Annotated in this window: 12 protein-coding genes; 5 read left to right on the forward strand and 7 right to left on the reverse strand. The window is 44.5% G+C overall.

What is annotated here, in order from left to right:
* Positions 1 to 5 precede the first annotated feature (5 nt).
* Genes tssG through tssB form a run of 5 tightly spaced genes read right to left on the reverse strand, consistent with a single transcriptional unit; the run spans position 6 to position 5,294 of the window.
* Positions 6 to 1,058, reverse strand: coding sequence for a type VI secretion system baseplate subunit TssG (tssG, locus tag PSI15_RS11260; protein ID WP_273583624.1), 1,053 nt, complete (start codon positions 1,056 to 1,058; stop codon positions 6 to 8).
* Positions 1,022 to 2,854: a type VI secretion system baseplate subunit TssF gene (gene tssF, locus PSI15_RS11265; protein WP_273583625.1), complete on the reverse strand. Its 1,833-nt coding sequence runs from the start codon at positions 2,852 to 2,854 to the stop codon at positions 1,022 to 1,024. The genes tssG and tssF overlap by 37 nt, the downstream gene beginning before the upstream one ends.
* Positions 2,855 to 3,295 carry a type VI secretion system baseplate subunit TssE gene (gene tssE / locus PSI15_RS11270; protein ID WP_045973110.1) on the reverse strand — a complete coding sequence of 147 codons (441 nt, stop codon included), beginning with the start codon at positions 3,293 to 3,295 and terminating at the stop codon, positions 2,855 to 2,857.
* A 2-nt stretch (positions 3,296 to 3,297) separates the two neighbouring features.
* Positions 3,298 to 4,776 (reverse strand): type VI secretion system contractile sheath large subunit, encoded by a 1,479-nt coding sequence (tssC, locus tag PSI15_RS11275; RefSeq protein ID WP_273583626.1) that lies wholly within the window; start codon positions 4,774 to 4,776, stop codon positions 3,298 to 3,300.
* Between the two features lie 20 nt (positions 4,777 to 4,796).
* A complete protein-coding gene (gene tssB / locus PSI15_RS11280; RefSeq protein WP_045973112.1) occupies positions 4,797 to 5,294 on the reverse strand; it encodes a type VI secretion system contractile sheath small subunit in 498 nt (165 codons plus the stop codon).
* Positions 5,295 to 6,213: 919 nt separating this feature from the next.
* On the opposite strand from tssB, the gene PSI15_RS11285 reads away from it, so the two are divergent.
* The 5 genes from PSI15_RS11285 to PSI15_RS11305 all read left to right on the forward strand — a co-directional run bounded on the left by PSI15_RS11285 (position 6,214) and on the right by PSI15_RS11305 (position 14,929).
* A complete protein-coding gene (locus PSI15_RS11285; protein ID WP_273583627.1) occupies positions 6,214 to 6,732 on the forward strand; it encodes an Hcp family type VI secretion system effector in 519 nt (172 codons plus the stop codon).
* A gap of 625 nt (positions 6,733 to 7,357) precedes the next feature.
* Positions 7,358 to 9,055, forward strand: a complete 1,698-nt coding sequence (locus tag PSI15_RS11290; protein WP_273583628.1) for a ShlB/FhaC/HecB family hemolysin secretion/activation protein — start codon at positions 7,358 to 7,360, stop codon at positions 9,053 to 9,055.
* 71 nt (positions 9,056 to 9,126) lie between these two features.
* Positions 9,127 to 13,503 (forward strand): hemagglutinin repeat-containing protein, encoded by a 4,377-nt coding sequence (locus PSI15_RS11295; RefSeq protein ID WP_273583629.1) that lies wholly within the window; start codon positions 9,127 to 9,129, stop codon positions 13,501 to 13,503.
* A gap of 163 nt (positions 13,504 to 13,666) precedes the next feature.
* Entirely contained in the window at positions 13,667 to 14,644 is a 978-nt protein-coding gene (gene yhjD / locus PSI15_RS11300; RefSeq protein WP_273583632.1) for an inner membrane protein YhjD, read from the forward strand.
* A gap of 78 nt (positions 14,645 to 14,722) precedes the next feature.
* Positions 14,723 to 14,929: a 2-hydroxymuconate tautomerase family protein gene (locus PSI15_RS11305; RefSeq protein ID WP_045957420.1), complete on the forward strand. Its 207-nt coding sequence runs from the start codon at positions 14,723 to 14,725 to the stop codon at positions 14,927 to 14,929.
* Between the two features lie 475 nt (positions 14,930 to 15,404).
* On the opposite strand, the gene PSI15_RS11310 is transcribed toward PSI15_RS11305, so the two are convergent.
* Together PSI15_RS11310 and PSI15_RS11315 are read right to left on the reverse strand one after the other, a co-directional pair.
* Positions 15,405 to 15,614 carry a hypothetical protein gene (locus tag PSI15_RS11310; protein WP_273583630.1) on the reverse strand — a complete coding sequence of 70 codons (210 nt, stop codon included), beginning with the start codon at positions 15,612 to 15,614 and terminating at the stop codon, positions 15,405 to 15,407.
* On the reverse strand, positions 15,584 to 16,066 hold the full coding sequence (locus PSI15_RS11315; RefSeq protein ID WP_273583631.1) for a hypothetical protein: 483 nt from the start codon (positions 16,064 to 16,066) through the stop codon (positions 15,584 to 15,586). The genes PSI15_RS11310 and PSI15_RS11315 overlap by 31 nt, the downstream gene beginning before the upstream one ends.
* Between the last annotated feature and the right edge of the window lie 328 nt (positions 16,067 to 16,394).

The following is a 16,394-nucleotide window of genomic DNA, read 5'->3' on the forward strand; positions in this document are numbered from 1 at the left end:
AGTCGTTATTCCATAACTGAAATGATGACAGAAGGTTTCTTTTCCGGTTCGCCGAGAAAACTGCTCCACCCCAGATGATTATTCTGCTTCGCCCCCAATACCATGCCGCTGACCTGATTTTCAGCCAGACCAAGACGCAGCTCCCAGGCGAACTGGCTGCGCATGACAAAGGAGATGAACATCACCAACGGGAGATAGTTTTTGCCGTCGGGCAAGAATGAGAGAAACCGTTCACGCGGCAAGTTGTTAATACTGAGCAAAAACTTACTGCTGTAATCCCCAACCCAAGAGCCAATAGTAAAATTTTTCCCCAATACAGACAGCTCAGGATCACCGGTTGTCTGTCCTCTATTCTTTCCACCCAAACGATTCTGCTGATCCACGGGGATAATCATTTTCCTGAATTGCCAGCCGTGCAGCGTGACGTCCTGCAAATCAAAGCAGTGAGAAACCAAACTGCATATGACTTCGGGTGAGCGTCCGGGGCTTGCCAGCAAGCCGGCATACGCCAGCATCTTGCTATGGTTGATGTTCAGCAACCGGCGGTTGACATCACTGCCTAACCCCACGAGGGAGAACATACGCTGAGAAAAATAATCTTCCCCACCCTTCTTAAAACAGATGTAATAGCGGTATTTCCGCCAGATCTGATGCAAGAGCGTAATTAAACGATGGTTGAAAAGGTTGAGGAAATCCGTCAGACGGTTTTCCCCCTGAGCATCTTCCCATGCCAGTGAATCCAGATAATAGCCCGGCATCGGAGACTGGCTACCATGCAGCCCCATAAAGGAAACTTCCAGTTCGAAGAATCCCTTTTTGGATTGCACCAGCGAAATAACATCACGTGTCGGAAACGCCAGACTGGCACTGGAACGGAAACGGATAGACTCCCGATCGGGACGATCGGTCTGTCCGGTTTTATCCCACGCTACCGCCAGCCGGTTAATCAGCTCAACCAACTGGTAGAAGTTGTATTGTGAGATGTCCAATGCCAACGGTGTGGCAGGATCTTGTTCAGTGATTACATCAACGAGTGTTGACCTATCTGTACCGGCCATTCATAACATTCCTGATTATCTAAATTGATTACCTTCAACATATGAAAAGCATTGACACTGGCATACAGTGAGAAAAACCGTGACAGGATCGTACTGAACAGATAAAGCTCCCCTTCCGAACTGAATGCCTGTTGTCGGATATACAGTGTTGAGCGCAATCCACGTACAGGCTGACCACGGAACAGACGATCTGTCGGCTCTGTTTCAATCTTTTCAATGGCATCCAGCCGTTTCTGTGATGAACGCTTGGACTGTCGGTTATGAATACTGGGGAAATCGTAGGTACGCAGCACCTGTTTCAGCGCGTCCTTATCCAGCAATGACATGTAGTTCAGCGACATATTTGACAGCAGTGACCAGTGCAAACCGCCATCCAACAGCGGATAGAGAGGCACCGACGGCCGCGTGATATTACGGAAGGTCGCAAAGGTCGGGCTGCCGTTTGAAGGGTAATTAATGTCGCCAACCCGCAGCTCCAAAGGCATTTCACGGTTGGTACAGGTCAATCTGATCGAAACATTTTCTTTGAGCTGGAATCTGAGCAAATCGGCCTCATCACCCCGTACAAATGAGATGAAATGGTCCAGCCCCCGGCGGAAAGGCGACTCTTTCACCCGAATGCGGTAATAACGCATCGAACTTTCATCTTCGTCATCAATTTGGTGATTGAAACTTTCAAACGGGGTATACACTCGCTCACCCATGCGGTCACGGCTGCGCTCACCATTTTCCCCACTCAGCCAGCTTTCTACGCCATCGACAGAGAAAATGTCGTAGTTATCCGGCAAGCTGTAACTGGCTTTCAATGGGTACTCAGTCTGGCTGCCATTCAGTTCGATCGCTTCACTGTCCATTGGGAACAGGTTGATTGCCGGCGTGCAGTGCAGACGGAAAGTGTCATGGCGAATTTTGGCTTCCGGTGGCAGCGCCTGAGAAAAATGCAAGTTCAGTTTGAAATCTTTGGTCTTGAGATCTTCCGGCAGCGCCGGGAAACCTTTCACATCAAAAAACAGGAAGCTTTCTGCAAAACAGAAATATTCCTGCAAAATGCGATATCCCATATAAGCGTTTTTCGGGTAAGGCAATAACGCATCTTCCCGCTCAAATCCCACCGGCACAAAGTCAAAATCAGGCAGAGGGATCACGGTATCGCCGACCACCAATTCTGCTTTCCTGAAGTAATAACAGAGCCAGAAGTAGAGCTGGGAAGTGGTATAGTTATCACCACTCAAATAAAAACGCAGTTTGTCCAGTTCCAGCTCATGCAGGTTCAGTTCTGTTTTCGACGCAAAATTCAGGCCGATAACGCCGGTCTCATTACTGTTATTGACGGCGATATCACGGATGGAAAACGGGAAAAGCCAAACATCACGGCAAAGCGTAAAGGTACAACGGCCATGATCGTCTTTTTTGCCATCTGACTTTTCACTCGAATAAATATCATCTTGCGTTGCCAGCACATGGCTCATAATCTGGGTGCCACGCTTGACCGGTGTCGCTTTCGTCACAACGCTCTCATCAGGCGTATATTCGATGATGGTCATGCTGGGCGTTGGACGCAGATAGTTCGGCCAAAGCATATTGAGCAGACCGTGGGTCAATTCAGGGAACTGGTCATCAATCTTTGCCCGCAGGTTACCGGTCAGAAAGGCAAAGCCTTCCAGCAAACGTTCAACGTCGGGGTCAGAGCCTTGTTCTGACAGAAATGCGGCAAGATGAGGACGCTCAACTGCGGCTTCTTTCCCCAGTTGTCGCAGATAGTTCAGCTCATCTCGAAAATATTTTTCAAATGACATTTATTGGGTTCGCTCCAGGCAATAGCGCCGGTTGTTATCCAACTGGATGCTGAATTCCACAAGGTCGTTGATATCATCCAGAGAGATTTCAGCGCTGATATGAAAGCTCAACAGCAACGGATCTGAATCATCATGAATAGCACTGACAGAAACCGCTGATATTCTTGGCTCATAATTTCTGATGCACTCTTCAATCGCCCATTCGATACTTTGCTTGAAATCCACTGATGTCGCGGTCGCGTCATTCAGATCAATCACGCCTAAATCAACGGCACTTTGGCAAGCACCGGGACGGGAATTCAGTACTTCATTCAAATGCTTCTTGATGGACTCAAGCAGGGCACGCATCCTTGACTGACGGGAAGAGCCGTAGCTCTTCCCTTGAATGCGCTCGAACAGACTGGCAGAGCTGCCTCTGTTCCAACTGTACAGCGCAGCCATGATTATTCCTTATCCAAACGTCCAACCAGAGACAGTTCGAAACTTGCCCCCATGTACTTGAAGTGCGGACGAACTTGCATCGAAACCTGATACCAGCCTGGATCGCCTTCAACATCCAGCACTTTGATCTCGGCGGCACGCAGAGGACGGCGGCTACGAACATCAGTCGGTGGGTTTTCCTGATCAGCAATGTACTGTTTCAGCCACATGTTCAGTTCACGCTCCAGATCCTGACGCTCTTTCCAAGAGCCGATCTGTTCACGCTGTAACACTTTGATGTAGTGCGCCAGACGGTTGATGATGAACATGTACGGAAGCTGAGTGCCCAACTTATAGTTGGTTTCCGCAATTTTCCCTTCACGGGTATTGGGGAATACTTTGGTTTTCTGAACCGAGTTGGCCGAGAAGAACGCGGCATTATCACTGCCCTTACGCATAGTCAGAGTAATAAAGCCTTCTTCTGCCAATTCGAATTCACGACGGTCAGTGATCAGAACTTCCGTTGGGATCTTCGCCTGAACTTGTCCCATTGCTTCGTACAGGTGAACGGGCAGATCGCTGACGGCACCACCGCTCTGCGGACCGATGATGTTTGGACACCAGCGATATTTAGCGAAGCTGTCAGTCAGGCAGCTAGCCAGCAAGTACGCCGTGTTGCCCCACAAGAAATGTTCATGGTCGCTGTTAACATTTTCCTGATAGTTGAAGTTTTTGATTGGGTTTTCAACGCTGGAATAAGGCAGACGCAGCAAGAAACGGGGGGCGGTCAAACCTAAGTAACGTGAATCTTCAGACTCGCGCAGTGCACGCCATTTAGTGTGTGAAGGGCCTTCGAAGACGGATTTCAGTTCCTTGATGGCTGGCAACTCAGTAAAGCTGTTAATGCCAAAGAATTCCGGTGAAACGGAAGACAAGAATGGCGCATGAGCCATCGCCCCCACTGAACTGACATACTGCATCAGTTTAATATCAGGCGTCGTATTGCTGAATGCGTAGTTACCGATGACAGCCGCAACAGGTTCACCACCGAACTGACCGTAACCGGCGGAATAAACGTGTTTGTAGAAGCCAGACTGAATAATTTCAGGAGAGAACTCAAAATCTTCCAACAATTCATCTTTAGTCGCATGAAGAATGTTGATTTTGATGTTTTCACGGAAATCAGTGCGTTCCACCAGGATTTTCAGTGAGCGCCAGGAAGATTCCAATTCCTGGAACTGCTTAGCGTGCACAATTTTATCCATCTGCTCACTGAGCTTTTTATCCAACTCAACGATCATTTTATCAACAAGCAACTTGTTGATGGGTTCTTCGTTTGAGCCAGTATCCAAAATGCTGCCGATAAATGCAGCAACACCTTGTTTAGCAATATAGTAGCCGTCATTTTCCGGCGTCATTCTCGCTTGGGACATAATTTCATCAAGCAAGGAGGTCGTTGCACCAGATGCGATCGCTGTGCTGTTTTCTTCGTGCTGAGCCATTTAAAAATTCCTTTAACCAGTTATTTTTTATTGACGATTTCAAGTTCTTTCAGGAGTTGCTCACGAACGGATTCATCATCCAGCAGTGACTGCAAGCGAGCACGAAATGCTGGGATATTTCCCAATGGACCCTTTAATGCCACCAATGCCTCACGAAGTTCGAGAAGTTTATTTAATTCAGGGACTTTCTTCGCGATATTATCTGGCGAAAAATCACTCAGTGATTTTATTTCCAGATTAACTGACAGATCTTCTTCGCTTTTTTCATCAAGGCGATTAGGAACGTTAAAAGTCAGGTTGATGTTCGCTTCATTCATTACGGCATTAAAGTTGTTCTTATTGATAGAAACTGCCTGCCGTTCTTCAATTGGCGTATCTTCGCTTTTTCCTTTCAAGTCACCCACAACCAGAAGATTCAGAGGTAATTCAACTTCTGCGGTCTGGTCACCCGTATTAGGAACATACTTAATATTAATTCTTTCTTTCGGCGCTACGCTACCTGGACTATTCTTACTCATATTTGAATCCTTTGGCTAATACAACCATGAACTGTCTAACAACCCATTATTGGTGAGAGAATGATTCCAATGTTTACCCATATAATAAATACAGAATATCTTCCTAAAAAATAAGATAAAGAAGACAACTATATTTGCAGGTACGAATAGTTTTATATCAACATATCGTGAAATAATCAGATATACCCTATCCAATCGTGGAAATAACATCGATACGAAAAATCGTCAAGTTCGAGTTTGACATTTTATTTTTTTGATGTAAAGCCAAAACACAAATTGATAAATACCTCTATTCTGGCTTTTAATCTCCTTATCTCAACTGATAGCAAGTTATAAACATTTTTTTCTTCTCAAAATAGAGGAAAATTTGGTTTTACTCTCTGTGAGAGTATGTGAAACCATTATCTATAATTTGCATTAAAAGAAATATTTTTCATCTTCATCTGAATAAAACGCAATCTGCAAAACGGCTATCAATAATCATCTTCAATATCATTTTTTATTTTATTTTGATTAATTATGTACCATAGGAATCTAAATTATTTTCATTTTTTTGATCTGGATAACACTTTTTCAATGATCATAATAAATATTTAAATTTAAAAATAAAAATCAATAAATATCATTAAGTTACATAACAACAAAAATCGAAGCTCATTTTTAAACCAGTTAAATTAGCTTGTTTTTTATAAAAAATCAGCCATAAATTTCACAACGGCAATGATTATAAAATTTTTATTTGTCATTGAATGAGAGAGCATGTTGCATTTTTCAAATGTCTTTGCATTAGGCAATTTCAGCTTTATTATTCGCCCCGAGTGTTTGGTAAGCGATAATTTCATTTGATTAAGAAATGGAATAATCACGCAAGGAATGAACACTTACACTAATTATTGGTAAATTTTTATAGGATATTCATATGCCAACTCCATGTTATATTTCCATCAATGGTAAAACTCAGGGCAATATTACTGCTGGCGCATTCACTGCTGAATCCGTAGGTAATATCTTTGTTCAAGGTCACGAAGATGAAATGCTGGTTCAAGAATTTGACCACATTGTGACTGTTCCAACTGATCCACAGTCTGGGCAGCCTTCTGGCCAGCGTGCGCATAAGCCATTCCGCTTTACCGTTGCACTGAATAAAGCCGTTCCTCTGCTTTACAACGCACTGGCTTCCGGCGAAATGCTGACGACAGTAGAATTGAAATGGTACCGTACTTCAATCGAAGGTAAACAAGAGCATTTCTTCTCTACTAAACTGGTAGATGCAACTATCGTTGATATCGATTGCAAAATGCCACACTGCCAAGATCCAGCAAAATCAGAATTCACGCAATTAGTTCGCGTTTCTCTTTCTTATCGTAAGATTGAGTGGGAACACACGACTGCGGGTACTTCTGGTTCTGACGACTGGCGCGCACCAATTGTGGCTTAATATCTTATTCATTAAGTATTAAGTCATTATCTTTCAGCCAATGAATATTATTCATTGGCTGAATCAATCAGAGATATCTTAAAACCCTGCCGATTTCCTTTAATCCCTCTTTTTCTCTTTTATATTTGTTTTTAGGGTTTTTTCCTGCCGTCAGATTTTCGTATCGTAATTATTTTCACAATAAAATAAAGATGGATGAATTCATAATTACATGAATGATTAATGCACAATAAAACTATCTGACTAAAAAATACCTGTTCTTGCGTTTTACACTCCCTCGGCTTCAATACTCTTCATCACAATACCATAAGTAAAACTTTTAAATAAAAAACTCAAAATACAGTAAGGTTTTTAATTTCACCTCATTATTATGCTGAAATATGGATTAACCCAAATTGAATTTCACTTATCGCTTCACATAGGGATAAAACATAACTAAAATGAATTATCATAAATCACTAAGGTAAATTTATAAAAAAATATTATTATTTTTAACAAAAAACAATCGTTAATCAGAGCAACATAAAATATTTTCTATGCTCTAATGCTTAATTAATAAACTAGGAAGTTTAAACCTAACCCAACACGATACATTTCCTATCAACTATTGTCATTTGGGTATCCCATGATTAAAAGGACGACAATCTTTATCTTATTCTGTACGGCATTTCAGGTCAGCGCATCGCCTGATGCGCTGACTCCTGTCTTTCCTACAGATGAAACTTCTTTCTCTACAGATGAAGCAAGAAGAACGTTGCAGGATGGTTCACGGGAAATAGACCAGTTAATTGAAGAACGCCGCCATCAAGGATTAATTCATCGCACAGATGGCGTTACACCCCACACTGTCTCACCCGTGCGAGTGGAAACAGCCCCCTGTTTGGCTATCCGTGGGGTTTATCTTCAAGGTATTACCTTACTCTCCATAAGGGATTTGAATACACTCAGTGCCCTGCCTGACAGCTGTATGACTAACAATGACATCAACACGTTATCAGCGGAACTCACGAACCTTTATATTGCCAAAGGCTACATTACGGCACGGGTAAAATTTATTCCCCCTAATGCGAATGGCGAACTGGGGATCAATGTGGTTGAAGGTTTTGTCGAGGCGATAGAAGGCGGTGACCGCTGGGTCAATAGCCAGACTCTATTCCCACGTCTGACAAATAACCCCCTCAACCTGAATCAGCTTGATCAAGGATTGGATCAGGCAAATCGTCTGCAATCCAATAAAACGACGCTGGATATTCTCCCCGGCACGGTTAATGGGGGATCCATCATCAAGCTGCACAATCGGCACACTTCCCCGTGGAGAATAACCACCACCACCGATAATTATGGGCAGAAAAGTACCGGCAAATGGATAACGCGGCTCAATGCCAGTGTTGATAGCCCATTGGGATTATCTGACTTTGTTAGCCTCAGCGGCGTCAGTACCGTTGATAAACCCGATACGCAATACAATCGTGCCTATACCCTGTTCTATTCGCTTCCTTATGGCGCCATCACGTTCAGTGGATTCAACAGTTATTCCCAATATATCAGCCATCCCCGTTTACAGTTAACCTCGGTCAAACTGCACGGGAATTCACGGCAAACAGGCGCTCGTGCCGATTGGGTCTTTCACCGTAATCAATCGCAAATCAGCACATTGAATACCCAATTGATTTACAAGCATTACAACAGCTATTTCAATGAATCCCAAACCCGTGTCAACAGCCAGACATTAAGTGTCCTTGAATTGGGTGTGACCCACTTACAAATCATCCCTTCCGGGCTTTTCTCCCTCAATATCAGTGTTGAGCGGGGAGTGCCGTGGTTTAGTGCCCAAACTTCAACAACCGACCTGAATAAACAATTTACCAAAGGGAAATTGTCGGCAAATTTACAACAGCGTTTCACTCTCTTTGAGGTGCCTTACCGATTTAACAGCCAATTTTATGCGCAGTACAGCCAAAGCGGGCTACCCGGTGTGGAATGGCTCAATCTGACCGACCGCAATGCGGTCCGCGGGTTCAGCCAAAATGGGGCATCGGCTGATAACGGCTGGTATTTGAGAAACACGCTTTCCCACTCAATCCCCATGGGCAAAGGCTCACTTTCGCTGCGTACCGGTGTAGATATCGGCCAAATTAAAGGCCATCGCAGTCAAGATCAGGATGGCTGGAGAAGCAGTGCTGGGTTGAGTGCCGGTTTGACACTGCGCTATCAGCAACTAGTTGCGGATGTTGAAATAAGTCGAGGCAAATTGCTTTCTCACCAAAACAGGAGCACGGACGAACCGATGCAACTATCAACCCGCTTCTCTTACACTTTTTAGTTTTTGGTACTTTTTGATGTTTTTTTAACCGCAGCCACTTGGCAATAAAGAAAGTAGATAAAGGTAATAATATGGAAATTAAAAAATTTAAATTATCTCCCACAGGAAAACTCGCCGCCTCGATGGCGATTATTCTGGCAACCTGTTCCGTCAGTTTTGCCAACGGAATTACCCCCGGCGGTGACGCCGCACACAGTCCGGATGTTATCCAAGCTGATACCGGTGCAACAGTCGTGAATATCGTCGCACCTTCTGAATCAGGGCTATCACATAACCAATATCAGGATTTCAACGTTGACCCAATGGGCGCGGTGTTCAATAACGCTCTGGAGGATGGGACATCGCAACTGGCAGGCCAGTTATCGGCCAACAGCAACCTCAATGGGCAGGCGGCCAGTGTGATCTTAAATGAGGTGATCAGCCGTAACCCTTCGTTCTTGCTCGGCGAACAGGAAATATTTGGTATCGCTGCCGATTATGTGCTGGCAAACCCTAACGGCATCACCTGCGACGGCTGTGGTTTTATCAATACCAATCAGGCGTCGTTGGTGGTCGGTAACCCGCTGGTGGAAAACGGGATTCTGCAAAATTTCAGTACCTTTGATAACCAGAATGCCCTGAATATCAGAAACAATGGCTTATCTCATCAGGATGTACTGAATCTGATTGCGCCCAAAATTGATGTGAATGGTCAAGTGATCACCACCAAAGACCTCAATATCACGACAGGGAATAACAAGATTGCGGCCGATGGCAGTATTCTGGATACCCAACAAGCCAGCATGGGTGCCCTCGACAGTTATTATCTCGGCAGTATGAAAGCCGGACGCATTCGTTTGCTAAATACAGCAGAAGGAAATGGTGTCAACCTGCAAGGCAAAATGACAGCCGATAACGGCATAGCCATTGAGTCTCACGGTGATGTCAAACTGGAAGCCGCCAACCTGAAAGGCGGCGATATCAGCGTGCGAGGCAATAATGTGCTGTCTCAGGGACGACTGAATCAATCTTCATCCGACAGCACCGGCAAGAATAATCGCCAAGGTACTTTCAGTGGCGTTTATACCGAACATAAGCAAGTCAGTGAATCCGTTGCCCGTACCCAATTGGCCGGTAAAAACATCACGCTGGTCGCCAGGCAAAACAATCATGTGATGGCAACCGATATTGACGGAGATAATGTCAAACTGACCGGCGCTGACCTGAAACTGGAGGGTCAACAGCTTCACCAGCGTGACCAGAACACCAACGAACAGTGGAAAATAACCTGGCAGTATGATGTCACCAATAAGAATGAAAAAACGCAGTATGAAGGCAATACCATCAAAGCGCGTGAAAATGTTCATTTGACCGCCAGTGAAGGTAATGCTGAAATTCTTGCCAGTAAGATCCACGCCGGAAACCAGTTGTCCGTCTCTGCCCAGAAAGAGGTGAAACTGGCAAGTCTGGTGGAATCCGAAATGACTTCCGAAGAAGGCTATCAAAAGAACCATACTGCATCATTGCAAACGGGTAACTGGAAGAAGACCAATACCACGCAGAGAAGTACCGGCAATGAATTGGACGCAGGCGGCGATTTAGGCATCAGGGCCGGAGGCAATGTGGACATTACCGGAACTCACATAAACGCGGGTAAGAACCTGATTATTTCTGCGGATCAGCAAGTCAATATTAGCGTTCAGTCCCTCGTGGATGATCAGTCCCTTGCCAAGGATAAAACCTATTGGGGCGGGATTGCGGGTGGCAGCAAGAAAGATAACCGTGATACATCAGAAACCCACCATATTTCCGAAGTGACGGCGGGCGGGCACTTGCTGCTGAACGGCAAAAATGGCGTCACCATTACGGGCAGTAAAGTCAAAGCCCAAAAAGGGGCCTATGTTGCAGCCCATGACGGACAGTTGACCATCGATAACGCGGTCAGCCATACGTATAAAGAGGTGGATGAAAGAAAAGGAACCATCTTCAATATCACCAAAAATACCAATCAGGAACACAATCAGCAGCAAAAATCTTCCGGCAGTCATTTGAGTTCTGACGCCGACCTGAAATTACTCAGTAATAAAGACATCAATGTCATTGGCAGTCTGGCAAAAAGTGTCGGTGAACTGCAACTGAATACGTCAGGCAATATCAATATCCTGAATTATGGTGAGAAAAATCAGCACCAACAGGAAAAAACCAACCTTGGTTTGAAGTATTACGCCAAGGAGATGAAAGATCACCAATATCGTGCGGGTGTGGGTTTTAATCACACACTCGATAAACAGCAAGATGAAAACACAACCCAACGCCCATCAGAGCTGAATGGTGGCAATCTCATCGTCAATGCCGGCAAAAATGTCACCGTCACTGGGACTACATTGGTCACAACCCAAGGCGATGCGAGAATTACTGGGGATAACATTGCCTTGCTGGCGGGAGAAAACAGCACCTCAACTTCAACCTCACAAGAAAAACTGAGTAGCAGTGTGTTTGTTACCGGCGGCATGGATAAACTCGGCAGTGGTGTTGAAGGAACCGTCAACCGCGATGGAAAATCCCAAAACCAAACCACGCCAGAAGTGGCAAAAACCCAAGTGACTGGCAACCTTGAGCTCAATGCCATGGGTGAATTGAAGCAACAGGGTACACATCACCAAGTGCAAGGCACCTATCAAGCCAATGCCAGCAGCGTTAAAAATGTGGCAACCGCCAATACCGAATCCAGTTCAAATCGTCAATTACAGGTCGGTGGTGAGATCAGCGGGACGGTCGATTACAGTGCCACCACTCGCCCAGCGGAAAAAACAGCCAAGGCTGCCGCCGATAAGAAACTAGATACCGCCATCACGAAGACGGATCTGCCTAATGCAGGTATTGAACTGGCGATGAATGGCCACAGCCGTTACACCAACACCCAGCAGTCCAATGCGGTAGTGACGACCATCAAGGCCGGCGATATCAAGGTCACAACAAACGGTGATATCTATGATCAAGGCACACAATACCAAGCCAATAAAGGCGGTATCTCGCTGACGGCCGGCAGCCATACCAGTGAATCTGCAACCAACAGCCAAAACACGCATACCGCTGACACCACAGGCAATGCCAACTTGCGCGTCTACACCAAAACGACGGCAGATATCACCGTCAGTGGCAACGGCAGTGGCAGCCATCAGGAAACGTCCCACAACAATACCAACGCAGTGACCGGTAGCATCAACGCCCAAAACGGCATTCAGGTTCAGGTGACCAGAGATGCCCGTTACCAAGGCACCTCAATGAATGCGGGCAAAGGTTCAGCCAACGTTGATGCAGGCGGCAATATCCAGTTCAATCAGGCCACTGATCGCACTGAGAAACAAAGCAATGGTTACCATGGCGAGGTTTCCCTGACCGTGGGAACTCATCCTGATGGTAAGAATTTCAGTGGTGGCCTCGGTGGGGGTTATCACACCGATAATCAAAGCACGACGACAGCTCAAACCAGCAATATCACGGGTGGGCAAGGCGCCAATCTGCACGCAGGCAATAATCTGGCGTTACAAGGTGCCAATGTCTCTGGCAAACAGGTCGATTTAACGGCACAGCAGGGAAAAATCGAACTGACCTCAGCCGAAGATACGGCCAACGCCAATGGCTGGAACATCGACGCTAAAGCGAAAGGAGGCATGTCCTCCACCGCCCGCAAAAATGAAGGGAGTGATAGCGCGGCGGGTAATGCGGCGGCAACCGACGATCCAGCGAACAAAATCTTCGATAACAAATATAACCTCGGTGGTGAATTGAAATTTGGCGTCAACCAACTGGATCAGACCACTCACCATAACGCTCAGGTTTCCGGCGGCAATGTCAGCCTGACCAGTGCCGGAGATACGTCTCTCAAAGGCGCGAATGTGACGGCGGATCAGGTCACGGGTAACGTCGGCGGCAATTTCAATGTCGAAAGCCGCAAAGACAGCACCCATAGCCTGAATGTGGGTCTGGATGCCGGTTTAGGTTATAGCAAAACCGTCAAAGGGGATGATCCGGCTAAAGCTGACAACGCCAAACCCGAAGAAAAGGCGCCAAGTTTGAAAGAGCAACTGCAAGCCACGTTCAAAGGGTTCAACGGCAAACTCAAAGGCAATTACGATACGCTCGATCGGGAAGCCGTCGGCCAACAAACCACATTGACTGGCACTCAAGGGGTTAATCTGGATGTTTCTGGTACAACATCTTTAGTGGGCGGCAAAATTGACAGCGCACAAGGTGCTGTTTCACTGAATACTGCGCAAATTAATCAACAATCTGTCGCGGGCTACGATCAGGGCAAAAACTTAGGGATTAATGTACCGGGTTCCATCGCCGATTTGGCCGCCTCAGCACAAAAAGATATTTTCTCCGGTAAAGTACCTTTTGTGAAAAATGAGAGCCACAATACTGAGCTTCCAGCAATCCACAGTGAAGTTAAAGGCCGTCAATAAGATTGATCATCATGATCAATCCTTGATCTTCGGTACGGTAGCCAATATTCGGCTACCGTACTTCTTTGTACTCCCTCACCAGTTGCCTTTTCCATTTTGCCTGTTACTCTTTTTTCTTTCGCATACCGTTTTTTCACATATCGTTTTTTCGCCAGGGGATGTCATGCCAAGTGACCATGAAAAAAGGGAACCCTTCAATACAGGGAAGCATTTCACGCCATTAGAGAAAGGGCTGCACAGCAGTAAAAAAGCGCTTTCTGTCACCATTCGTATTGGCAATGCCATTCGCCGTATTCCTTTTATCGCCCACTTTATTCGGGCGGCACAACGTTTCAACGACCGAATGGGGAGCCAGTTTGGTGCGGCCATCACCTATTTTTCGTTTCTCTCTTTAATCCCCATCCTGATGCTCTCTTTTGCCGTCGCTGGTTTTGTGCTGGCATCCAATCCGGACTTGCTGGCCCGTTTGATCAATGGTATCGCCAATAGCATCAGCGATCCTGCTCTCGCCAACACGTTAAAAAACAGCGTAGACACGGCGGTCAGTCAAAGAACAACCGTGGGACTGACAGGTTTGGCGATCGCACTGTATTCAGGATTGAACTGGGTCGGAAATTTACGCGAAGCGATACTCGCCCAATCACGGGATGTCTGGGAGCGCAATCATGAAGATAAGGAGAAAATTTATTTTCAATATATTCGCGACTTTTTCTCCTTATGCGGTCTGCTTTTTGCGTTGGTCATGACCCTTTCACTGACTTCCATCGCAGGCTCTGCCCAAGCGACCATTGTCCATGTCCTTGGGTTGGAAGGCATCGATTGGCTCCGGCCGGCATGGACATCTATTGGCATGACCATTTCCATTTCAGCCAATTATTTGTTATTTCTTTGGATATTGTGGATCTTGCCGCGTCATCGCCCGGAAAGAAAAGCCCTGTTCAAAGGCACCTTAATGGCCGCTGTGGGATTTGAAGTGATCAAATATATTATGACCATGATGCTACCACGCCTTGCCAGCTCTCCTTCTGGTGCTGCTTTTGGCTCAGTCATTGGCTTAATGGCATTCTTCTATTTTTTTGCCCGCCTGACCCTGTTTTGCGCCGCGTGGATCGCCACCGCAGAAGAGAAAAAAGCCGAGTAAATATCCATATATCAATAAGTCAGACTATTTTTTGCTGTACCTACTTATCTATAACAAACCCAAAAAGGAGTCATTTTTATGCCATTTGTGAACATCAGAATTACCCGTGAAGGCGCCACCGCCGAACAGAAAAAACAACTGATTGAAGGTGCAACCCAATTGCTGGTGGATGTGCTTGGAAAAAACCCGGCAACAACTTTTGTGATCATTGATGAAGTAGAAACCGATAACTGGGGAATTGGGGGTAAGAACGTGACTGAATTAAGGGCTGCGGCGAAGAAGTGAGTCCAGGGGGAAATTTAATACTGTTTGCATATGGTATAAAATAGCCATTTTATTGATAACATGTATTAAGTGAACACAACCCCCTTAAAATCAGCTGGTTCATTTAACTGGCTGATTTCTTATGGAATGTAGTTATTGCTAAAGCATAATAATCCCTCCCTAACTTTATTGTAAGGGCTATAATTTTTGATCGATTGGTTATAAGATTACAGAAAATTTTTTCGACAAAGGATGTGTTATGCCGTTCGTTGCTATGCTTTTTATGTCAATTGTAACTTTTTTCTTCTTAACTATATTGGTTAACTATTTTTTTGTACTAGAAAGAAATGTAAAAAAAACCATATGGGCATCAATATTAATAACTTTTGTTTTCATATTAAGCATCTTTATTCCACCAATTTATTATTGGTATCTTTCTTAATTGAATACTTGGTATAAGGTCGCACATAATGCACGACCTTAACGAAATTATTATTTATTTTTTAAGAAGGTTCATTAATTTATTTTCGAAAATATCTCTTTTAACATGGAAATTTACATTTTCCTTCCATTCTCCAGTAATATCAAATGGCTCTCCACCCCAATTAAGCTCCTCCTTACTCCAATTAAATGTATCCCATGGGCTAGCAAATTTATCATATAATTTATAATTTATTACACCAGATACATTATATCCATCACCCACTTTTCAGTCTTAACATCTGTCAAATTTCCACTAACTATTGCCCCTCCAATGCCCCACAGTGGGTCGTAAACTGGATATTTTGCTTCCTTTTTAAAATCATAAACATTTTTAAAATCGATTCGTTCACCATTTTGAATTTGTGAAATAAAACGAGATTGAATACTTTCCTCTGATCTACCAAATGCACCTGGTTTCCACATCAATTCGCGAATTTGATCATGCACACCGATTTCAGAAAGTGGAATTTCTCGACTTGACTTTCCGAAAAAGTGCCTCAACAAACCAAATGAACTCATGCTGTTGTTATATTTTTTCGCATTCTCAACAAATAATTCATTCCCTTTACGAGAACTACCACCTTGCCAAAATGCATTCGCTTTTCTAAGCGAAAGTAAGGATATATACTGCTTTTTCACCCTGGCCATATTGCCTTTGGCGTAAGCTTCCATCATTTTATTAAGAACACTTACCCATCTTCTATCTTTTGGATATGGTCAGTCTTGTTCACCGCAGACTGGACAAACGTTTTTATCTAAATTATCTAAATCTAATCCTTTCAAAAAGCTCATATTAACCTTATTTTCTTCTGACATAAAATACCCTTAACAAATCCAAGTAAATTTCATTGTTTATATACAGTTATTTAAAAAATCAATTCATATCTAATCAATACATACTTTAAAGTATATAATGTTATCGATATGAAATAACTTTACACTTATACTTCATATAAGGATATTAAAATGGTATGTATGATTATTATTACAATTGGCAAGCATT

Source organism: Xenorhabdus sp. PR6a (assembly GCF_028599065.1).
In the GTDB taxonomy this organism is placed as follows: domain Bacteria; phylum Pseudomonadota; class Gammaproteobacteria; order Enterobacterales; family Enterobacteriaceae; genus Xenorhabdus; species Xenorhabdus doucetiae.